The organism is Polaribacter cellanae, from assembly GCF_017569185.1.
In the GTDB taxonomy this organism is placed as follows: Bacteria; Bacteroidota; Bacteroidia; order Flavobacteriales; family Flavobacteriaceae; genus Polaribacter; species Polaribacter cellanae.
The window spans coordinates 690,204-711,072 of the sequence record NZ_CP071869.1 but is presented as its reverse complement, the minus strand read 5'-3'; the positions used below and the strand labels follow the sequence as shown (position 1 = coordinate 711,072).

The 20,869-nt window shown below is 30.1% G+C and carries 21 protein-coding genes; 8 read left to right on the top strand and 13 right to left on the bottom strand.

The features are described 5' to 3' along the window. Window positions 1-3 precede the first annotated feature (3 nt). From J3359_RS03220 to J3359_RS03185, 8 genes are all read right to left on the bottom strand, one after another. Window positions 4-2,913, bottom strand: coding sequence for an NHLP bacteriocin export ABC transporter permease/ATPase subunit (locus J3359_RS03220; RefSeq protein ID WP_208079313.1), 2,910 nt, complete (start codon window positions 2,911-2,913; stop codon window positions 4-6). A 7-nt stretch (window positions 2,914-2,920) separates the two neighbouring features. Next, window positions 2,921-5,113 (bottom strand): NHLP family bacteriocin export ABC transporter peptidase/permease/ATPase subunit, encoded by a 2,193-nt coding sequence (locus J3359_RS03215; RefSeq protein ID WP_208079312.1) that lies wholly within the window; start codon window positions 5,111-5,113, stop codon window positions 2,921-2,923. 11 nt (window positions 5,114-5,124) lie between these two features. After that, window positions 5,125-6,390, bottom strand: a complete 1,266-nt coding sequence (locus J3359_RS03210; protein WP_208079311.1) for an NHLP bacteriocin system secretion protein — start codon at window positions 6,388-6,390, stop codon at window positions 5,125-5,127. A gap of 24 nt (window positions 6,391-6,414) precedes the next feature. Continuing rightward, window positions 6,415-7,980, bottom strand: coding sequence for a TolC family protein (locus J3359_RS03205; RefSeq protein WP_208079310.1), 1,566 nt, complete (start codon window positions 7,978-7,980; stop codon window positions 6,415-6,417). A 12-nt stretch (window positions 7,981-7,992) separates the two neighbouring features. Beyond that, window positions 7,993-8,511 (bottom strand): cyclic nucleotide-binding domain-containing protein, encoded by a 519-nt coding sequence (locus J3359_RS03200; protein WP_208079309.1) that lies wholly within the window; start codon window positions 8,509-8,511, stop codon window positions 7,993-7,995. Between the two features lie 164 nt (window positions 8,512-8,675). Next, entirely contained in the window at window positions 8,676-9,011 is a 336-nt protein-coding gene (locus tag J3359_RS03195; protein ID WP_208079308.1) for a hypothetical protein, read from the bottom strand. Window positions 9,012-9,089: 78 nt separating this feature from the next. Further along, window positions 9,090-9,758, bottom strand: coding sequence for a helix-turn-helix transcriptional regulator (locus J3359_RS03190; RefSeq protein WP_208079307.1), 669 nt, complete (start codon window positions 9,756-9,758; stop codon window positions 9,090-9,092). 28 nt (window positions 9,759-9,786) lie between these two features. Then, window positions 9,787-10,461, bottom strand: coding sequence for a hypothetical protein (locus J3359_RS03185; protein ID WP_208079306.1), 675 nt, complete (start codon window positions 10,459-10,461; stop codon window positions 9,787-9,789). A gap of 169 nt (window positions 10,462-10,630) precedes the next feature. Between J3359_RS03185 and J3359_RS03180 the strand changes: the two genes are divergently transcribed. Next, the gene (locus J3359_RS03180; protein WP_208079305.1) at window positions 10,631-11,389 is read left to right on the top strand and encodes a helix-turn-helix transcriptional regulator; all 759 of its coding nucleotides are present in this window, start codon (window positions 10,631-10,633) and stop codon (window positions 11,387-11,389) included. Here J3359_RS03180 and J3359_RS03175 read toward each other — a convergent pair. From J3359_RS03175 to J3359_RS03160, 4 genes are all read right to left on the bottom strand, one after another. After that, a complete protein-coding gene (locus J3359_RS03175) occupies window positions 11,386-12,141 on the bottom strand; it encodes a ThiF family adenylyltransferase (protein ID WP_208079304.1) in 756 nt (251 codons plus the stop codon). The two genes, J3359_RS03180 and J3359_RS03175, sit on opposite strands and share 4 nt — an antisense overlap. Window positions 12,142-12,219: 78 nt before the next feature. Continuing rightward, entirely contained in the window at window positions 12,220-12,876 is a 657-nt protein-coding gene (locus tag J3359_RS03170; protein WP_208079303.1) for an HD domain-containing protein, read from the bottom strand. Window positions 12,877-12,883: 7 nt separating this feature from the next. Next, window positions 12,884-13,867, bottom strand: a complete 984-nt coding sequence (locus J3359_RS03165; protein WP_208079302.1) for a hypothetical protein — start codon at window positions 13,865-13,867, stop codon at window positions 12,884-12,886. An 8-nt stretch (window positions 13,868-13,875) separates the two neighbouring features. Next, complete coding sequence (locus J3359_RS03160; RefSeq protein ID WP_208079301.1) at window positions 13,876-14,280, bottom strand: hypothetical protein; 405 nt, start codon at window positions 14,278-14,280, stop codon at window positions 13,876-13,878. 167 nt (window positions 14,281-14,447) lie between these two features. Here J3359_RS03160 and J3359_RS03155 point away from each other — a divergent pair, with 167 nt between their 5' ends. The 3 genes from J3359_RS03155 to J3359_RS03145 all read left to right on the top strand — a co-directional run bounded on the left by J3359_RS03155 (window position 14,448) and on the right by J3359_RS03145 (window position 17,431). After that, window positions 14,448-14,621 carry a hypothetical protein gene (locus tag J3359_RS03155; protein ID WP_208079300.1) on the top strand — a complete coding sequence of 58 codons (174 nt, stop codon included), beginning with the start codon at window positions 14,448-14,450 and terminating at the stop codon, window positions 14,619-14,621. A gap of 151 nt (window positions 14,622-14,772) precedes the next feature. Further along, window positions 14,773-16,812: a tetratricopeptide repeat-containing sensor histidine kinase gene (locus J3359_RS03150; RefSeq protein ID WP_208079299.1), complete on the top strand. Its 2,040-nt coding sequence runs from the start codon at window positions 14,773-14,775 to the stop codon at window positions 16,810-16,812. Then, entirely contained in the window at window positions 16,805-17,431 is a 627-nt protein-coding gene (locus J3359_RS03145) for a response regulator transcription factor (protein ID WP_208079298.1), read from the top strand. Before J3359_RS03150 ends, J3359_RS03145 begins: the two co-directional genes overlap by 8 nt. Before the next feature lie 5 nt (window positions 17,432-17,436). Here the strand turns inward: J3359_RS03145 and J3359_RS03140 are convergent, their stop codons facing one another. Next, window positions 17,437-17,967 (bottom strand): TIR domain-containing protein, encoded by a 531-nt coding sequence (locus tag J3359_RS03140; protein WP_208079297.1) that lies wholly within the window; start codon window positions 17,965-17,967, stop codon window positions 17,437-17,439. A 140-nt stretch (window positions 17,968-18,107) separates the two neighbouring features. Between J3359_RS03140 and J3359_RS03135 the strand changes: the two genes are divergently transcribed. The 4 genes from J3359_RS03135 to J3359_RS03120 all read left to right on the top strand — a co-directional run bounded on the left by J3359_RS03135 (window position 18,108) and on the right by J3359_RS03120 (window position 20,869). Then, window positions 18,108-18,902 (top strand): hypothetical protein, encoded by a 795-nt coding sequence (locus tag J3359_RS03135; RefSeq protein WP_208079296.1) that lies wholly within the window; start codon window positions 18,108-18,110, stop codon window positions 18,900-18,902. A 9-nt stretch (window positions 18,903-18,911) separates the two neighbouring features. Continuing rightward, window positions 18,912-19,454: a toll/interleukin-1 receptor domain-containing protein gene (locus J3359_RS03130; protein ID WP_208079295.1), complete on the top strand. Its 543-nt coding sequence runs from the start codon at window positions 18,912-18,914 to the stop codon at window positions 19,452-19,454. 105 nt (window positions 19,455-19,559) lie between these two features. Continuing rightward, window positions 19,560-19,904, top strand: coding sequence for a TIR domain-containing protein (locus tag J3359_RS03125; RefSeq protein WP_208079294.1), 345 nt, complete (start codon window positions 19,560-19,562; stop codon window positions 19,902-19,904). Between the two features lie 2 nt (window positions 19,905-19,906). After that, window positions 19,907-20,869 carry a caspase family protein gene (locus tag J3359_RS03120; RefSeq protein WP_208079293.1) on the top strand — a complete coding sequence of 321 codons (963 nt, stop codon included), beginning with the start codon at window positions 19,907-19,909 and terminating at the stop codon, window positions 20,867-20,869.

Below are 20,869 nucleotides of genomic sequence, written 5' to 3'. Positions count from 1 at the left end.
CACTTATGCTATTTGTCGTTTGGCTAAATTTGCAAACACTCCTTTTTTCTCCATCAATTCTTCAAAAGAACCCGATTCTACAATTGCTCCTTTATCTAACACATAAATACAATCAGCATTTTTTACAGTACTTAAACGGTGAGCAATTACTATTCTCGTAGCTTGAAGCTTATCTAAACTTTCTGACACAATATTTTGTGTTTTATTATCTAAAGCACTTGTTGCCTCATCCATAAATAATAATCTAGGTTTATGCACAATGGCACGAGCAATCATTAAACGTTGACGTTGCCCTCCAGAGAATGTTCCTGCACCTTCACTTATCACAGTATGCATTTCCATAGGCATTTGCTTTATATCTTCTTCCATTCCTGCCATTCGTGCTGCTTCCCATGCATCCTCCAATGTTAGTTCTGAGTTACCAACAATATTCTTATAAATACTTCCAGACATCAAGGCTCCATTTTGAAGCACAACACCAATCTGTCTACGCACCAAATCTTTATTCATAGAATCATATGCATCACCATCATAGTATATTGAACCAGCTTCAGGCTCTTCAAACCCTAATAACAAGCGCATTATTGTAGATTTACCAGAACCAGAAGTTCCTACAAAAGCGACCATTTCCCCTTGATTAATCTTAAAAGATAAGTTGTTTAAAATTAACGGTTGGTCTTCATGATACCTAAAAGAAACCGAATTCATTTCAATATCTCCAACCAATTCTCCTGGGTCTGTACTTTGTTCTGAAGATTCAGGTATTTCTTCTAAAATTGGTTTTACCCTTTCATATAAAGTAATGATATTTAACGATGTAATTAGCGCCATGCTCATTTTTAAACAATCTCTTAAAAACTGATTAAAAGCACTGATAAATGCCATAAAAGCACCTACAGAAATCATAGCACCTACAGCAGTAGCATTACTAACGGTATAATATATAAAACCAAAAAATAGAATATTAGTGAATAATGGATACGAACTATTAAAAACTTCTACAAAATTCTGGTAACTTCCAGAGCTAAATCCTAATTGTTTTAGTTTAGAGAATTTTGTTCCCCAAAGTGTAAATATTCTACGTTCTCCACCCGTAATTCTAATTTTAGTAATTCCTGATAAGAATTCAAAAAGAAACCCTTGTAACTCACCTTGAATATCAGAGATTTGACGGTCATATTTTAATTTCATAAAACCAATAATAGTCATAAATGTCACAGCTAATAAAGCCAAACCAACTCCTATCCAAGCTAAACTAGATTCGTAATAAAATAACAACCCTAAATTTACAAATGAAAAAGCACCACTTAAAACAGCAGTCATTACTGTGCTAGATAATATTTGTCGAATACCATTAATACTTAAAGCTCTGTTAGTTAAATCTCCCGCTGAGAATTTTTTATAAAAAGTAACTGGCAAGCGTAACAAATGATCCATTACACCAGCTTGTAAATTAATACTGGATTTAGATTCTACTCTGAGTTGTAAGACTCCTTGAACGAGTTGTAACCCTGCTGTAACCAATCCTAACATGAGCATGATTGCAAACACTTCGAAGTGTAACGATTTATCGGCAGTAGGTATTACATCATCAAACATAACTCCTGACAAAACAGGAACTAATAAGCCTATTAAACTTCCTGCAAATGCAGCTAGGATTAGGTATTTAGAATCTTTTTTTATCCCTTGAACTGCAAATTTACCAATCTTTCTTACTGATGTCATGGTCTCATTAAATCCGTAAAAAAGCATATAACAAATAGGCTCTAATTGATCTGCAATTTTATGATCTATTTTTAGTTCTTCTCCTGTTGAAATATCTTTTAAAAGATAAGAATTTGGTGTGCTTTGTATTAAAGCTACAGGTCTTTTATCTTCTTTATAAAAAGCAATTAAATGTCCATTTTCTTCTTTCCACCATGTGCCTCTAAGAATTATTTTGCGAACTCTTACTTTAGATGATTGAGCAATAGCATATAATTGATTCGTAGTACTATTTTTATAAGACTCCATAAATTTTGGAGCTTCAAATTGAAATCCAACTGCATCACCAATAAGCTGACAAGTAGCAAATAAATTATTGTCTAAAGCTTTATTACCTTTTAGTACAGTTCCTTTTTTGTTTTTCCCAACAACAATAGTTCTTAATTGTTGTAATGTGCTTGATAAATTAGAAGCTTCTGAGGTTACTTTTTCTTTTATTCGATTTCTTTCTTCCTCGATTTCTAAAGTGTTATTTTCAAGTAATTTTGCATATAAATAATCTTGTAAATTATTTAATGAACGCATAAAATCTATTTCATCTTTAAGAACCTCTTTTGTACTTGAAACCTTTATTTCGGTTTCATTTAAAAGTCCTTTTATCCACAAACTATTGGATACAGCTATTGGGTAATTAATTCCTGAATCTGAAGTTACTATTCTATCTTCAGAGTATATGTTATATTCTCCTTTTATTAATGAACTCCACAGTACACCTTTTGCAGGAAATCCAATAGCATCTTTTTTTAAGTCTGTTGAATCAGACGGTTCAATAATTGTATATACTCTTGGACTATTTGTTTGTTGTATACGGTGGGCAGTCTTTAAAACCCATTTATCAATCATGCTCTTTAAGAAAAGATGCTCTATATATAATAGCTTATTTTTATTGATTGCGACTATAGACGCTCCTTTACTAACAACAATTAATTTATAGTTATCTTCTTTTTTTTCCGAAGTCTTTAAACTAAAAAGCAATTCTCCAGATTTTGCACTATATAAATATTTTAAAGCGCTAACGTACTCTCCATTATCATCAATAGCAGTATAAAAAACATCAACCTCTCCAGAAGTAACCATCCAAAATCTATCAAACTCTTTTAAAACTAATGATTGATTTTCTGCTAACCTTATTTTTTTGTTTTCAAACATATCTACTTTATTTTGAATCAATTAACTGAGCATAAGTCCCATTTTTACTCATTAATTCTTGATGCGTTCCACGTTCTACTATTTTTCCAAACTCCATTACAATGATTTCATCACAATCCATAATGGTACTCAATCTATGGGCTACAATTAAACAAGTACAACCTCGCTTTTTAATATTATCCATCACAATTTTTTCAGATTTTGGGTCTAAAGCACTTGTGGCTTCATCCATAATTAAAATAGATGGATTTAATGCTAACGCTCTTGCAATTTCTAATCGTTGGCGTTGACCTCCACTAAAATTTGCTCCTCGTTCCATTACTTCACTATCATAAGCATCTGTTCTTGCCGCAACAACATCGTGAATTGCCGCATCTTTAGCAGATTGAATAATATGTTTTTCAGGAATTTTTGCATCCCAAAAACCTATATTTTCTTGAATAGAACCTTTAAACATCAATACTTCTTGATCTATAACAGCTACTGATTCGGTAATAATATGTCTAGGAATCTCTTTTCGTAGCTTATTATCAAATCGTATTTCTCCTTCCCAAGGATCATAAAGACCAGAAGCTAATCTTGCTACTGTTGATTTACCACTACCAGATCCTCCAACCAATGCAACTCTACTACCAGGTTTTAGCTTTAAACTAAAATCTTCAATTAAGGCAGGCATTGTGGTATTGTAACCAAAAGTTATATTCTTCATTTCAAAATGACCTGTTAACTTTTGTAAATTCTCTTCAGAAATTTTATTTTTTATTTCTTCTTTTTCTTCAAATTCACTTGCAATTTCATAATTTAATACATCATCAATTCTTCCCATATCGCCTTCTGTTTCTTGAAGTAAACTTCCAACTCTTACTAATTGATTTACAGGTCCCATAAAATTATTCATCAAGTATAAAAAAGCAACTAGCATTCCTAAGGTCATTTGCCCATCCATAACACGCATAGCACCAGCACCAAGAATGATAGTTGTTGTAAGGGACATTAATAATGGTGGAATTATATTAAGTCTTGTGGTTAGCCAACCTAATTCTTGTTGTGTGTTCATTACTTTGGCTAAATACCCTGTCCAAGTTGTAAAAAAATCATTTTCTCTTCCAGATGCTTTTAGAGTTTCAATCATACTAATACCAGAGGTTGTAGTTCCTAAAAGCTTCCCGTTTTCATTCATAAAATTACGATTCGCATCTTTACGTGCTCTAGAAACAAATTGTAACGCCACTATGTTTAAAGTAGCCATGGCAATACCTATTACTGTGAGTACGATATCGTAAGAAAACATTAGCAATGCATAAAATACAACCACTATGACATTTAAGGCTGAATTTGCTAAATCTCCACTTAACAATCTTGCTACTTTATCATTTAAGGATACTCTGTTTCCAACCTCTCCACTATATCGCTGGGTGAAAAAAGCTATTGGCAAATGAAATACATGCCATAAAAACTTACTGGATGTGGTTAGTGCGAGTTTTGTTTCTAATCGTAATAAATAATATTGTTGTAGATACACCAGTATTGAATTTATGAGAAGGATACCTCCCATTACTAAAAGTAAAGGCATTATAAACTCTGAAATTCCATTGACTAGATATTTATCAATAAATATTTTTGTAAAAGAAGGAATGACAAGACCTGGAATTACTAAAAATAAACTTGCAAGAATAATATAAGTAATACTCATTTTTGAGTTTTTTACTCTTGAAGCAAGAGAACTCATTAAACCTTGCTTTTCGTTTCCTTTTTCAAAATTCTCTCCAGGCTTAAAAGTCATTACTACACCTGTAAAAGCATCATCAAATTCTTGATGACTTACATGATACCTCCCTTGAGCAGGGTCACTTAAATACACTTTGTTTTTTGTAAATCCTTCAATGACTAAAAAATGATTAAAATTCCAGAAAATAATAGCAGGCATTTCTAACTGCATTAATTTTTCAATAGATTTTGCATAACCTTTGGCTTCTAATCCATATTCTCTAGCAGCTTTTAAAATGTTTGTTGCTTTTAATCCATCTCTAGAAACACCACAAGCAATTCGTAATTTTTCCAATGGGACAAATTTTCCATAGTACCCAAGAATAATACTTAATGCAGCCGCCCCACATTCTACACCTTCCATTTGTAAAACAGTAGGTGTTTTAACAGGACGTGCTTGTTTTTCTATTTTAAATTCTTTCTTTTTGCTCATGATACGAGGATTTAATAAAGGTCGAAGAATTTCTTTAAAGCAGGAACAACCATGGTTGCAGGTGGTTCACTTTTTACGGTTATTTTACCCATACATGAGGTTCCTTCATTAATTGCAATTTGTGGTCCTTTTGCTGATGTCCATTTAAAACCACTAAAAGCTTCATCATCTTTTTCAAATTCAACATAGACTTCAAACAGTGCTCCTCTAGATAACATTCCTTGTACTAATTGATCGTTTTTAACCGTCATCATCATACCTTTTTGAGTGATAGGAAAATCTGAAACATAAGTTACTTTTCCTTTCATAAAGCCATATTCTTGAGGTTGAACAGTAGAAGGGACGACCAAGGCATCCATTCCTTCTTTAATTTTTTTACCATCTTGTGAAGGAATATATAAGACACCTCTTAACTTATCATTTCCAGCAATTTGATTTTGATTTTTAAGTTTAAATAAAGGTGTTCCTTGACCTACGATTACACCAGCATCTGTTAAAACCTCAACTACTTCTCCAGCATAAGAACTTCTTATATTTGTTTGTATGTCATAGCGTTCTTGCAAATGCTTTAAACGTCTTTCTGTTTCTGCTATACGTTGTTTGTTTACATTAATTTTTTGTTGCAAATCAAATCCAATATTTAATTTTTGACTAGAAGTTTGTACCATCTGACTTTTAAGGCGTTCTATTGCGTTTTTAGAAGCTTCAATTTGTTGCTGTGTGTTCACTACTTGTGAATTTGTAATAAGTCCTTGCTTAAGTAAGTTTTTTTCGGTCTCTAATTGATTTCTTAAAAATTCTAAATTTTTATTTTCAAATTGTGTTTGTAATTCAATTGTACTTCGTTGCTGCTGTACTAATTGACCTTGTAAGCGGGTATCTTGATTGCCATAAGACAACAATTGTTGTAAATCGAATTCTCGTTCTTTAAGAGATGCTTTTACTTCTTCTATTTGCTGAAAAAGTTCTGGTTGCTCTATACTTGCAATAACATCTCCCTCTTTGACAACGTCTCCAATATTTACATCAAGACTTATTAATTGACCTTGTGATGTAGCAACAACTTCATGTATTTCTCCTCCTAACAATACACCTACAACATTTAATTTTGTTTTAACATTACCAAAAAAAGACCAAGCAATACCTGTACCTAAAGCTATTGCTATGGTAAGTAATGCAATCCAACCTTTTGGACTCGTTACTTTTATAAGTTGGTCTAATTTTTCTGGGGTAGATAATTTTTCTAATGCTGCTTTTCTAAAAAATCCTGCTGCCATGATATTTATTTTTTAATAATTATTTTATTTAGGTATTGTATAAAACAAATCCTTGCTAATTCCTGCAAGTCCATTTTTATTAGCTACTAATAGCGTTCCTGTTTCGTAACGAAGATTGATAATTGCAGAAGCAAATTGTTGATGCGCTTGTAGATATTCTAACTCTGCAAAAGTTAATCGTTCTTGAAACTGTATTAGGTTTAATAAAATGGTTAACCCATTTTTAAATTTTATTTGCTCGTTATTATAAACCTCTTGGTAGAAATTAAGAGATTGCTGTGCCTTTTCTAAAACTTGCACACTGTTTTCTAAATTATTTAATGCAATAGAAACATTTAAATCTATATTCCTTTGTAAATTATCATTTGCTATTTGTTGGTCTTTTAAGGCAACTTCATTTTGTATATAAGTACCTTTAGCCAAATTATTGTTAATAGGAAAAGTGAGGTTTAAACTGATTCCATATCCAATATTACTTCCTTCTTTTTGTGAGAATGTCTCTAAAGCACGACCTAAACCATTTCCCATAGTAGCACCACCGTAATTTACAAATCCAGTAAGATCCAATTGAGGTTTTTTATTGTTTTCAGAAAGACTTAATTGTAACTCTAAGGCTTCTTGTGATTTTTTAGATGCAAAAATGTCTTTCCTGTTGTTTTGGGCTATATTGATGAACATAGCCTTATTAATATTTTTAGTGTATCCAGATTCTACTATTGTTGGAAACCCATCTGTCGGATTTCCTAATTGTTTACTTTCTTCTTCTGACAATCCAATTGATCGTCCTAAATTTAATTTTGTCGCATATAGTGTTTGTTCTGCTACTTTTGTTTGTCGTTCTTGATTTGCTAAATCTGCTTGTACTTGCGCTAAATCTCCTGCAGGTCTTTTATCAGCCTTTACTAATTCTTGTGTTATTTCTAAAACTCGCCTTACACGCGCTTCATTTTCTTTAAATATTTTTAGCCTTTTATATGCGGCAACATATTGCCAATAAAAAGCACCCATTTGAGATAGCTCAAACGAATTAGCAAATTCAACATTTTCGTTGGTACTTTCTAGATTTAATTGTGATGCTCTTTCTAAAGCTGTTGCTATTCCATTACCTCTTCCTCTTAACAATGGTTGAGTTAATGAAAATGTACTAGAAACAGTGTGGTCTTGAAAATAAGCACCTACATCTTGGTTAAATCTATTGAAAGGAAAATTATCATTTGCATTTGTATAATCAACACTTATGTTAGCTCTCAAACTAGACCTAAACGCTTTTTGTAAACCAACAGACACTCCTGTGTTTTTTGATTTTAACTGGTCGGTTATAAATTCATTTCTTGGGTCTACCTCAAAAAGATTTAAGGAATTACGTCCTAATGAAAGAGCTGAAATTAACTGATAATCAAAAGCACTTTCTTGTATTTGCAAACTACCTTCGGCATTGGTAACGCTTAAAAGATTTCTTTTAATTGTTGGATTTTTCGCAAGTGTAATTTCTGACAGCTTAACAATATCTACAGGTATTGTTGCTTGACCAAAAGTTTTACTTATTCCAAAAAATAGTATTAAATTAAATAGCAGAAATTTATACTTCATTATATGAGTGTTTTATACTTCAGAAAATTTTTGTAAAATTTGACCAAATCTTGATCCTGCTTGAGAAATACCATCCAAAACATTTTCGTCTATAGTATCTGCTTCTTCTGGCGAACCATACCCTAACTGACTTGTTGTTTTACGAAGTCTGTTAGATAAGAATAATGAAATAGCATAATAGAAATTAGCTTTAAACTCTAGGTTGTTTGCTAATCTACTGTTCATCAATTCTCTTGAAATACTATAAATTGTTGATGGTTGCGTAGCGATAACAGAAACTGATGGTGGACGAGATTCTAAAAAGGACATCTCACCTACAATTTCTCCTGCACCAATAAGCGCTATGTGTTTTTGGCTTTCTCCATCTGTAATAGATAATTCACCTGATAAGATGATATATAAGTTTTCAATAGTTTCACCTTTACGAATTAATCGGTCACCCGTTTCTAATTCGGCTTTACTACCGTTATTAATCATCCATTCGATATCTAAATCGTTTAAATGACCTAATAAAAAAAGTACACGTTTCATAATTATTATGCGTTAAATATTAATAAGGATAAAGGTATATTTTGATGTTGTTTTAAAACTGACATTGATACAGTTAAAAATGACAAGACCTATTAAATAGAAAAACAACCTTATAACAGGTCATTTTTTAAAATGGATACAGCACGATTATTTACAACCAAATACTACTTTGAATTAGTTAAGAATGTTTGATTAGATAGTAAATCAAAATACCAAAGTAATTTACTCCCACCAGTAGCAACTTCTAGCTGTTCTTCGTTTAACTCTACATCTTCTATATTTGGTCTAGCAGGTATGTTTATGTAAATGTGATCAGGATTAGTTTGATCTTCTACTATTACAACTTTGTGTTTTGGTAGATTGGCGGTTTTACCAGTAAACTTATTTAAGGTCTCTATCGGAGAATCAATTAATTTTTTTTTAAATGAGCTATCCTGCCATACTTTTGAATAGATTCTCATCAAAAACTGATGAGCTTTTTGCTGTTCTGTAAGTTTCATAATTATTGTAATATAATTGATGTAAAATTATTTTTAATATTACTTACCAAACTGTCAAAAAAACTGTTAAATGATTACTTATAACCGTCTAGAGTTAAGTAATTCTTTTGGAGATACACTATATTGTTGCTTGAAAAGTTTTGAAAAATAATGTGTGTCATAATATCCAACAGCGTAAGAAATTTGTGAGATAGTATCATACAAATAATCATCAATGCATTGTTTTGCTTTATGCAAACGTAAAACTCTTATGTACTTATTAGGTGTTAAATGAAGTAGACTTTTTATTTTACGATGTAATTGTCTTTCACTTACAGCCAATTTGTACGATAGGTCATATAAATTTAAATCTTTATGTTTAATGTTTTTATAAACTTCGTCTTCTAAATTTAGTAACCATGAAGTGTCTTGTTTTGATATTTTTCGAGGATTAATTTCATTATTACACATAGACTTAACACATTCATTAGAATGATAAATCTTATAAATTAAAGGTATTCTCTCTGCTTCTTTATTTCCACTTGCTAACTTTACTACTTCTTCAATTAAATTTGCTATCTCTTGACTGCTTGATAGTATTACCTCATTAGGTTTAACACTTAATGAATTTAATGCATTAATAGTATTTAAGGTTGAGAATTTTTTATTAGCTTCAATTATTGAAGCTAAAGGCGTTTCTATATTCTTTATTAGTTGTATTAAAACATCTGAAGAACTATCGTTTATATCTTTTTTATCAAGGTTCATTTTTATATATTTTAGTTATTCATTTATTTTAAGCACTATAAGCCATTGGCATTACAGCTTCATTTTTTGGTAATACATAAGAATCTGGACTTTTATTAAAGTTGTTATCAAGTAAATGCTTGTTATTATTGTAGAAGTCAATTATTCCATTGTAAGTCATTGCAATTGGTATGGTTTCAGAGCCCAAATAATTGACAGATTCGCCTATTACCATAGCCTTAACTCCTAATAACTTTAGTATTCTTAAAAGTTTACTGTCACATTCAGCAAAAGCTACATTACCTTTATCATTGCATATAATTTTAGCAATACACACCAGTAACTTTTTAAACAAATTAATGTCTTGTAAATCCTTTTTTACAGCAAACCTTCCTATATGATAGATGTCATTTATATTTGGTTGGCTAAGTGCTAATAATGGATTTATTCCAAAAATCTTTTGAAGAGGTAATACATCTGTATAATTCCATTTTAAAAGGCGAATAGCCCCTAAAATATTTCCCGTATGATCTTTAGTGGTGAAAATTTCAGAGTTTTCATAAAAACTTAATTCTTCTTGATAAATTGAATTGATATCATTTTTATAATTTTCAGGTAGTTTATTATTTGAATGATGTTTAAAGTTTTCTGTAACGACAAATTCTGCTAAATCTATCAATTGGTTTTTCGGAAGCCTTTCTAAATAGTTATTTGTGAGTATCATAGTATTTAATTTTGATACTCAAATCTATTTGTTTAGATCATCCTTTAAGCTACTCAAAAAGGTGGTAATGAGAGGTTTATATTGATTCCACACTAAAGGGTAGCGCAAAAACTACCTTAAAGGGTAATTTTTTTAAAAAAAAACTATCTTTGTCAGAAAAAACGATGTTATGCCAGATGTAGATGACTTTTTCTCTTTTATAAACAGAGTTGATGATGTTTCTGAAGAAGATCAAAAACAAGCTGTTAATTATTTAGAATCAATTGATGCTTTTGCAAGGACAACTTATAAAAGTCTTTATGTAATTGATTATGAAAAAAAGGGATTTGATTATGTTTCTGAGAATCCATTATTCTTATGTGGAAATACTTCTGAAGAAGTAAAAAAAATGGGGTATGCATTCTATTTTAAACATGTTGTAAAAGAAGATTTAGAACTTCTTTTAAAAATTAATACAATAGGTTTTGAGTATTATGAAAGAGTGCCTCTTGGAGAACGAAAGGACTACACAATATCTTATGATTTTCATTTAGTTAATAAATTGGGAGAAAAGACTTTAATTAACCACAAAATGACGCCCTTATTTATGACTTCCGAAGGAAAATTATGGAAGGCAATTGCTATTATTTCTCTTTCTTCTGAGACTAAATCAGGTAATATTAAGGTAACTAATAGAAAAAACAATAAAGTAATTATTTATAATTTAGAAAGCAATTTTTGGAAAGAAACAGAAGCTATAAAATTGACCAACAGAGAAAAAGAAATTTTAAAGCACTCGACAAGAGGCTATACTGTAAATCAAATAGCTGAAGCAATATTTGTATCTCCAGATACTGTAAAATTTCATAGGAAAAAACTATTTGAAAAATTAGGAGTAGCAAACATATCAGAAGCCATTACCTATGCTACAAATAACAAATTAATCTAATCATTCATTATTGTAGATAAATAAAATTCTGGAAATTCTTTAGTCTTTTTATTTGTTGCAATATTAAATAACAGGTGTGTACACATAGCTGCTACAGTCCATGAAGCTATAGGTAATTGAGGTGGTGGTAAAATTTCTTTTTCTTTCATGTATTTTTCCATAGTCTCATCAATCCAATCATGTGGAGTTCTCCAAAACTTTAAATAACTAGAAGCATATTCTACAACTTTAACCTCATTAAATTTTTCGTTTGGTTTTTCTATTGAACTTAATGACAATCCTTTGGGTTTAATTACTGTTACTAAGCCTCCCCAACCTAAATTATATGGGTGTAAAACAGGAATGTTTTTTCTTTGGCAAACTTCATCAAAAAGTAATGGGACATCTGAAGTGAAGTCTAAAGCATTAATAGCTATTTTATGCCCATCAATATAACTTTCAACATTTTCAGTTGTTAAGAAACAATTATGCACATTTATATTAGCTTCATTATTAATTGATAATAATCTTTTTTTTATTGCACTAACTTTATCTATTGTGATATCTTCCTCAGTATAATTCTGTCTATTTAGATTTGAAAGTTCTACTTGATCTCCGTCAATAATCGTAATATTTTCAAAACCTAAACGCAAAGCACACTCAGCAATCACACTACCTATCCCAGAACCTCCTAAAATTATCGGATAGTTTTTAATTACTTCTTGCTCTTCTTTAGTTAAGTATATTCTATTTCTACTGTATCTAGTATCCATTATAATAAGATTTACAGCAAAAATAGGAAGCAATTGGTTCTTATCCTTTACTCAAATGGGTAGTTTTGTTTTGAAAGGTTATTTCTCTCCTTCCCATTCTTTATAAAATTGATTAAGAAAGTCTTGCATAAAAATATGCCTATCATGAGCTAGCTTCTTACCATATTCAGTATTTAGTCTGTCTTTTAAAAGAAGTAATTTTTCATAAAAATGATTTACTGAAGTTGATGGCTTATTATTTTTCACGTAAGAAGTCTCATTAATATGATTTATTGGTGGTATTTCAGGATGATAAATTAATTGACCTTTATGCCCTCCGTATGCAAAAGTTCTCGCAACTCCCATTGCTCCCATTGCGTCAAGTCTATCAGCATCTTGAACTATTTGACCTTCTAAAGTTAAAACTGGTTTATCTGCATTAGCTCCTTTAAAAGAAATATTTTCTACTATAAAACAAATATGGTCTATTTGTTCTTCATTTAAAGAATCAAAATTAGAAAGCCACTCTCTAGATACTTTAGCGCCAATTGAGAAATCTCCATCATTGTCTTTCCAATCGGCAATATCGTGTAATAAAGCGCTCAATTCGATAACATATTGGTCACAATTTTTATAATTATTAGCTATATTCTTGGAGGTTTTCCAAACTCGATAAATATGCCACCAATCGTGACCTGATGAATCATCTTTTAATTTTTCTTTGACAAATTTTATTGTTTCTTGGATTACTTTCATTACTTTTTTAATTTATTATTTGACTTGTAAACTTTGTATTATTCCATATTTCTTCAAAATATTTGGTATAAAAATTCCCTACAATTGAATTAACTTTAAAATGAAATGTTATGGTTTGTTGGCTTCCTATTCCATATAAATATGGGCCTATAAATAGATTATCGTCTTGTCTCCAATAAAAGTCAAGAGGTGTTGAATCGTAAAATTTAAGAATAATATTTTTAGCTAAACTTTTATTATTATTCATTTTAATGCTCCAATCTTGTAAATCTTGAATCGTTTTTTTTATACTACCTTCAATTAATTTTTCTTCTTTTTCTCTTGCTTGAAGAAATTTTGACAAAGGGTTTGGTGATAAAATACGAATGTTTAAACCATTTTGAAGCTGTTGATATATTGCTTGAGATTTTGAATCTCTAAAAGATTTTAAACCAAAAGCTACAATATCTAATTGTGTCAATTTTTTATCCCAATATGGGGTTAAAAACATATTCATAGCTTGTCTTGTAGTAAAGATGTTTTGTAATCCAAAAAATTTATCTGTAAATATATTTTTATAAAAATTGTTAAGTGTATCAATTGAAGATAATTTATAGCCACCTTCGTCAATATTTTTAATTGTTTTTTTTATATTATTACTAAGCGATTCAGCCCATTTTACTTCATCTGTTTTATATATTATTGCTCTAATATGTCTATAATCAAAAGGAATATCTTCAGAATTTTGTGATAAAATTATTACTTGTTTACATAGAGCATGTGCTAGGCCTAATTCATAATTAACATTAGGACTTTTATTGCTAACGTCAGCAATAATATAATCCGATGTTATTATCTGTTCAATAATATCGTTAATTATAGGTTTATTACTATAAATTTCATCTCCTCTTATCGCTTCAATATCTAAATCACTTAAAGCGGGTTTGATTATTTTATTATAATATGTATCAAAATGATCTTTAAAAGGAATTACAACAAAACATTTTTTCATAATTCTTGTTATTTAATGGATTGCCAGTATTTTTTATCAATGCATTGACCTAAAGGTAAACAGTGATCGCAAAGATTACTTTTTTCGCACCAAGGCTGGATTTTTTTTGTGTACATACCTATAGTAATACAAGGTATTTTTTTCCCAGCGAACCTATATAAAATCACTTGATGCTTTTGATTCACATTTCTATTAATTATAGAAAATGGTTTGTGTTTATATTGTATACCATCAACCCATTCTTTATATGCCCCAAAAACCAAAAAGCTCTTGAAATTCCAAGGATGTTTATGCGGTATGTCCAAATCATCATTTAAAATTAAGTGAATCTTTATAGATCCTTTTTTAATTGGAATTGATATTCTAATTAAAAAAACTCTTTCTTTTTGTTTGATCACTTTAAACTTTACCATTCTATAAAATTTTAAAGTAAAATTATGTCAAGGTTTAATATTGCATCTACATAAAAACGAGTATATGCACATCCTCAAAATTGAGGATATATAAACAATGATTTTTGATGAAATTTGTTTTCAAGTAATCTTCCATCTTTGTAATATTAATTTTAAAATCATACACCATGAAAAAAGAGTACAATGAACAATTAGAAAAGAACGAAGAAATCACAAGCAACAATGAAACAGAGAACACTACTACAGAAAAGCCTAAAGAGCCTACAGGAACTCCAAATTCGTCTGGAGAAGTAATTAAACCAGGAGGAGATAAAGAAAAGAATCCGAAAAAGAAGAGCTAGTATTATTTCTATATCAACATAGCAAAGTTCTGGCTTTATTATCTTTACGGAAAATAAAGCCTTTTTTATGAAAAATCTATTCAAAATGAGTTCTTTCCAAATGACATTCATATTCTATTTATTTTTTTCAGTTCACATATTTGGGCAAAACATGACTGTAATAGATAGCTTATTATTGGTTTTAAACACTCAGAAGGATACAATAAAGATTAAAACATTAAATGAGCTTGCTTGGGAGTATAGAAAAGCAGATTCAAAAAAGGCTTCCATATATGCAAGTAATGCTAAAGCTATGAGTGATTCCCTTTCCTATTTGGACGGAACACTTACCTGTCTTAATCGTTTAGGTGCAATTGCTATATATCAAAAAAACATTAAAGAAGCGGAAGAGCTATATTTAAAAATCCTTAAGGAAGAAATAAAAAGAAACAATGATTATGGAATTGCTCGAGCCTATAATCAGTTAGGGCTTATTTATACTGAAAAAGGAGAGTTTTCAAAAGCTTTAGCACATACACTTAAAGCAGAAGAAAAGTTTGAATTACTCAAAAAAACAAACATTGTTGCCATTACCTCAAATAATATAGGGGATTTATATCGTCGTCTTGGAAACTATAAGCAAGCAATGCAATATTTCCTAAAAAGCTTGAATATAAAGGAGAAAAGCGGAAATAAAGAAGCAATAGCACTTACACTCCAAAATATTGGTGTTTTTCAAATTGACCTTCAAAACTATAAAATGGCACTCAATTATTTAACGAAAAGCGAAATCATTTTTGAAGATATAAACGATCAATATGAACTTTCAAAAACCTACAACAATATTGGACTTTCATTTTTTTCATTAAAAGAATATGAAAAAGCATTAAAATATTACAATCAATCTATTGAATTAAAAAAAAGATTAAGTTTAAAGGAAAAAGACTACAGCACCTATAACAATCTAGGAACCATATACCATCAAAAAGGATTATTAAATTTAGCTTTATCTAGTTATAAAGAAGCTCTGGAAATTGAAAAAGACGCTAGTATTTATAATAATATAGCTCATATCTATTTTCAAAAACATGATTATAATCAAGCATCTACTTTTTACAAAAAAGCATTAGGTGAAGCTGAAATATCTAGCCAAAGATTTGAAAGAATGGGTACATTAAATAATCTATCTGATGTTTACTCTAAGTTGAAAAATTATCCTCTAGCAATACATTATAATGAATCTTATTTGAAATTAAGAGATAGTTTAGAAAACGATTATAAGGGAGCAATAAATCTGAAAATGGATTATGAAGAAAAACAAAAACAAGTTGAACTGCTTGAAAAAGATAAAGAAATATCGCAAATAACCCTTGAAAAAAAAGTAGTTGAGAATAGGCGTAAAACAATTTTAATTTATAGCTTATTAATCGGTTTAATCTTAGTTTCGTTATTATTTTTTGCCATTATCAAAGTTAAACGCCATAAACAATTGGCAAAATTGGCAGAACAAAATAGTTTGATTGAATCTCAAAAAGTTGAAGAATTACTAAAAAGGCAGGAGTTGAAATCAATGAATGCAATGATGATTGGGCAAGAAGAAGAAAGGAAACGTATTGCTAGAGATTTACACGACCGATTAGGAAGTATGTTAGCGATGGTCAAGAATCATTTTAAATCTGTAGAAACAAGTATTGACAATTTAAAAGATACCAATACAAAACTATACAAAAAGGCAAATAAGCTACTTGATGAAGCTTGTGAAGAAGTTCGAAAAATTTCTCAAGATATGGCTTCTGGTGTATTAACTAAATTTGGGTTAACAGCTGCTTTAGAAGATTTAAAAGATACCTTAGAAGAAAGTAAACAATTGGAGGTAGAGTTTGTAAGTCATGGATTAAATGATAGATTACCTCTGGAATTAGAAATCAGTATTTATAGGGTGATACAAGAATTAATTAGCAATATTTTAAAGCATGCCAAAGCTTCAGAAATTACGATTCAGCTATTAAAAGGCAAAAATGGATTGAATATTATTGTAGAAGATAATGGTATAGGTTTTGAAACATCTGAGGCAAAATTAGGAATGGGATTAAAAAATATTGAAGCAAGAATAGATGGACTTAATGGAGAATTAAAAATAGATTCCACATTAAGAAAAGGAACCACAATAACCGTTGATATACCTTTAAAAAATAAGAAACAAAATGATTAATATTATTATTGCCGATGATCATGAAATTGTCGTTGAAGGCTTACATTCTTTATTAGAAAATGAAGAAGGAATCGCTATTGTTGGAGAGGCTTATAATGGCGAAGAAGTCATTCCTCTTTTAGAGTCTAATGCAGTCGATGTTGCTGTATTAGATATCAGTATGCCAAAAATGGACGGTATTGATTTAACTAAGTTTATAAAAAGTAATTACCCAAAAGTCAAAATTTTAATCCTAACCATGCATAATGAAATAGGTTTTATTAGAAGGATTATAGAAGCAGGAGCTCATGGGTATATTTTAAAAAACAAAGGTAAAGAAGAGTTAGTAAGAGCCACTCAAGCATTATATAACGGAAATGAATATTTAGGCGAAGAAGTTACAAAAACTCTGTTTTCAAGTATAAGGAATACGACTGTTTATGGAGAAATTCAACTCACAAAACGAGAAAAAGAAGTTTTAAAACTGATAGCTAACAGCTATACTACACCAAAAATCTCTGATGAACTTAATATTGCTCCATCAACAGTAGAGACTCATCGTAGAAACTTGATAGAAAAAACAGGAGTTAAAAACTCAAAAGGATTAGTAAAATTTGCCATTGAGAATGGTTATCATTAAACCATTTACCAAAAATTTCCTTTCCAATTATTTTTCATAATTGGCATAGTATTATTTGGTAATATTTTGTTTCTTTTCAAAAATGCATCATGAATCCAGTTTTGGTTATCAATAGGGTTTTCAGACCAAAAATGAATATTTGTATAACGATTTTGAATATTTTGAGATAGTCGTTTTGGGATAGTACGTGAATTATAAGTTCTAGATTGGTATGAATCATAGCTCGGTAAAATAATTCTTAATAAGCCAGATCTTGAATTGTTTGAGGTAACTTTTAACGTATTATAAATCTCATAATCAACATGTTTTCTACTCCAAGTGGCTTCTCCTATTAATACAATAGTAACGGTTGATTCTCTTAAATGCTTCTCTCTAATAATCCGTCTAAATTCTTCAGTTCCAACATTACCAATCTCATTTTGCTTTACAGCGTAAGAGTCTAAAATATCAAATTGGTTTGAAAATAATTCTTCAAATCTTTGTCTATATAATAAATCTTTTTCATGATGGTAACTAATAAATACTTTATGCTTCATAATTATTTTTTACAAAAATAATCAGACGGTAGTTTATAAAGGTCATCACTTTTAAGGATAAAAATATCAATATAATTAAGGTAATATAGTGAATGTAAATTCTTGAATTTTGTTCTATATAAATTTAATGATTGCGTATTATGTCAAAATTACAAATTCAATACTCAAAAGAACTTGCTGAAGAATTAGGGAAAATTGGAGTTTATTTACCGGGAGAACAAGTTAATGTTGGTGATATTATAACATTTCCAAACGGAAAATCTTTTCTTGGAAAATCACGCCCTGTCGGCACCTTTAAAAAAGTCACATCCCTAAAAAATCTGAACGTAAAATATACTGAACCAAGCTTTTCAAAAAAGCCTGACACCTATCAGTTTTCAAGTAAAAATGCTGTTAGTTTTAACTTTAATATTGATTCAAATGTAGACTTAGGAAGTGAAAAACTACCAAGTGGTAATGTTAAAATCAAAATTAATTTCACTTCTGAAGGTGCCATATATTTCCTAGCAGTAGACTGTGATAAAAAAGAACTAGATGATTTGAGTGCTTTGGAGAATGAAATTAATGCTAAAGGGAAAAAAATGTTATGGAAAGATACTTTCCTCGTAACTTCTGTAACAGTAGCCAAAAAAGCTTTTATAGCTCAATCACGTTCTAAAACTTCAGAATTATTTATAAATGGAAATATTCAAGGTATTCAATCTGGTACAGTAAAAATAGGAGCAAAAACAAATCTCGGAATAAATAAACAACAAGGCGATATTTTCATTAAAGATTGGTCTAACGATGTTACTGTATTTATGGATCTTATTCGATTTGAGAAAGAAGTATTTAGCGAAAACTATAGAGGAAATAAAACAACTTCTACAAAAGAAGTTGAGGAGTCACGAATACTATTCAAACCTGTACTTATTGAAGATTTACTAACAGATTAACTACATACAATGAAATTTTATACAAAAAGCTATTTATCAGACCTTTCAGAATCAAGAAGAAAAGGAACAAAAACTTTTTCTTCTGCTTTGAATGAAAATAAAAATCGAACTCATTTTGACATTTTCTTGTCTCACAGTTTTAAAGACAAAAAGTATATCGCTGGTCTATATTTAGAGTTGACTTCAAAAGGATACTCTGTTTATGTGGATTGGATTATCGATCCTCATTTTCAACGAGACAATGTAACGAAAGACACTGTTAACAAGATTAGATTGAGAATGAAGCAATCCAAATCTCTAATATATGCTACTTCAGAAAACGCTTCCAATTCTAAATGGATGCCATGGGAATTAGGGTTTATGGATGGAGACAAAGGAAGATGTGCAATTCTTCCAATTACAGATTATGAAAATGACACTTTTAAAGGTCAAGAATTTCTATCGGTATATCCTCTTGTAACCAAAGGAAGTAACATTTATTATGATTCAGATTTGAATATTCAATTAAGTACATTTTCATCTAAAGAGATGAAAAGTTGGATGAACTTTTAACTAAAAATATAACCTTAAAAACAAAATATTATGGCAAACACTCACAATCTTTTTATAAGTCATTCATGGCAATATCCTGATGCTTAAGAAGGTCTGTGTAATTTATTGGATAATAGAAGTTATTTCTATTACAAAAATTATTCAGTACCAAAAGATGACCCTGTTCACACAAATGGGACCGACAAAGAACTAATAGATGCTATCTACAATCGGCTACGATTATGTCATGTCGTATTAATAATGGGAGGAGTCTATTCTACCTATAGTAAATGGATTAATAAAGAAATATTAATAGCAAATGAAAGTTTCTCAATACCAAAACCTATTATAGGAATTAAACCTTGGGGACAAACCAATATCTCCACTAAAGTTCAAGAGAATGCAGTTGAAATAGTTGGTTGGAATACAGAATCTATAGTTGCTGCAATTAGAAAACATTCAAACGCATAATTATGAGAAAAGCATTAGTAATTGGAATAAATCATTATGAAGATATTAAAAGTTTAAATGGTTGTGTAAATGATGCAATGGAAGTTAACAGAGTCTTAAGTCGACATGCAAATAATGAAGACCATGAAAAGAATTTTGAAGTAGAGTTAATAACTGCTGATCATGGCCTACAACTTTCTAGAGGAATTTTAAAAGATAGAATCGAGGAGCTTTTTCGAGACCCAAGAGAAATTTCTTTATTGTATTTTTCTGGACATGGTCATGTAGAGTTTACAGGAGGATATTTAATGACTTCAGAGTGTAAAAGAGGTGATGATGGGCTTTCCATGGCTGAAATATTGAGCATTGTTAACAATTCACCAGCTCATAATAATATTATCATTTTTGATTGTTGTCATGCGGGTAGTTTTGGAAAAAGTTCAATGAATACTAATTTAACTTCAATTAATGAAGGTGTTACTGTTTTAGCTGCTTCTGCTGCAAATCAGTATTCTGTAGAAAAAAATGGTTCTGGTGTTTTTACTAGATTATTAATTCACGCTTTGGATGGTGGAGCTGCAAGTATTTTAGGTGAAGTGACACCAGGAAACATATATGGATACATAGATAAAGCTATGGGAGAAAAAGGTCAAAGACCAATTTTTATGACCAGTATAAGAAGATATACCAATCTTAGAAAAGTTTATACTCAAATTAGACCTTTGCATTTAAAAGAAATGATAAACTTATTTCCAAATGGTCCAGATGAAGTATTTAATCTGAACCCCTCATTTGAACCCAAAAGCGAGAATCCTAACCCCGAAAATGTAAAGAAATTTGAAGTTCTTCAGAAATACAATAGAGTTAATTTAGTTGTTCCAGTTGATGCTCCTCACATGTATGATGCTGCAATGGAATCAAAATCGTGTAAATTGACTACGCAAGGGAAGTCATATTGGGAAATGGTTAATAACGATATAATATAA

What these genes read in the sequence shown, in the direction of transcription:
- J3359_RS03220 (WP_208079313.1), bottom strand. Translation starts at nt 2,913, where the DNA reads ATGTTTGAAAACAAAAAAATAAGGTTAGCAGAAAATCAATCATTAGTT.
- J3359_RS03215 (WP_208079312.1), bottom strand. Translation starts at nt 5,113, where the DNA reads ATGAGCAAAAAGAAAGAATTTAAAATAGAAAAACAAGCACGTCCTGTT.
- J3359_RS03210 (WP_208079311.1), bottom strand. Translation starts at nt 6,390, where the DNA reads ATGGCAGCAGGATTTTTTAGAAAAGCAGCATTAGAAAAATTATCTACC.
- J3359_RS03205 (WP_208079310.1), bottom strand. Translation starts at nt 7,980, where the DNA reads ATGAAGTATAAATTTCTGCTATTTAATTTAATACTATTTTTTGGAATA.
- J3359_RS03200 (WP_208079309.1), bottom strand. Translation starts at nt 8,511, where the DNA reads ATGAAACGTGTACTTTTTTTATTAGGTCATTTAAACGATTTAGATATC.
- J3359_RS03195 (WP_208079308.1), bottom strand. Translation starts at nt 9,011, where the DNA reads ATGAAACTTACAGAACAGCAAAAAGCTCATCAGTTTTTGATGAGAATC.
- J3359_RS03190 (WP_208079307.1), bottom strand. Translation starts at nt 9,758, where the DNA reads ATGAACCTTGATAAAAAAGATATAAACGATAGTTCTTCAGATGTTTTA.
- J3359_RS03185 (WP_208079306.1), bottom strand. Translation starts at nt 10,461, where the DNA reads ATGATACTCACAAATAACTATTTAGAAAGGCTTCCGAAAAACCAATTG.
- J3359_RS03180 (WP_208079305.1), top strand. Translation starts at nt 10,631, where the DNA reads ATGCCAGATGTAGATGACTTTTTCTCTTTTATAAACAGAGTTGATGAT.
- J3359_RS03175 (WP_208079304.1), bottom strand. Translation starts at nt 12,141, where the DNA reads ATGGATACTAGATACAGTAGAAATAGAATATACTTAACTAAAGAAGAG.
- J3359_RS03170 (WP_208079303.1), bottom strand. Translation starts at nt 12,876, where the DNA reads ATGAAAGTAATCCAAGAAACAATAAAATTTGTCAAAGAAAAATTAAAA.
- J3359_RS03165 (WP_208079302.1), bottom strand. Translation starts at nt 13,867, where the DNA reads ATGAAAAAATGTTTTGTTGTAATTCCTTTTAAAGATCATTTTGATACA.
- J3359_RS03160 (WP_208079301.1), bottom strand. Translation starts at nt 14,280, where the DNA reads ATGGTAAAGTTTAAAGTGATCAAACAAAAAGAAAGAGTTTTTTTAATT.
- J3359_RS03155 (WP_208079300.1), top strand. Translation starts at nt 14,448, where the DNA reads ATGAAAAAAGAGTACAATGAACAATTAGAAAAGAACGAAGAAATCACA.
- J3359_RS03150 (WP_208079299.1), top strand. Translation starts at nt 14,773, where the DNA reads ATGACTGTAATAGATAGCTTATTATTGGTTTTAAACACTCAGAAGGAT.
- J3359_RS03145 (WP_208079298.1), top strand. Translation starts at nt 16,805, where the DNA reads ATGATTAATATTATTATTGCCGATGATCATGAAATTGTCGTTGAAGGC.
- J3359_RS03140 (WP_208079297.1), bottom strand. Translation starts at nt 17,967, where the DNA reads ATGAAGCATAAAGTATTTATTAGTTACCATCATGAAAAAGATTTATTA.
- J3359_RS03135 (WP_208079296.1), top strand. Translation starts at nt 18,108, where the DNA reads ATGTCAAAATTACAAATTCAATACTCAAAAGAACTTGCTGAAGAATTA.
- J3359_RS03130 (WP_208079295.1), top strand. Translation starts at nt 18,912, where the DNA reads ATGAAATTTTATACAAAAAGCTATTTATCAGACCTTTCAGAATCAAGA.
- J3359_RS03120 (WP_208079293.1), top strand. Translation starts at nt 19,907, where the DNA reads ATGAGAAAAGCATTAGTAATTGGAATAAATCATTATGAAGATATTAAA.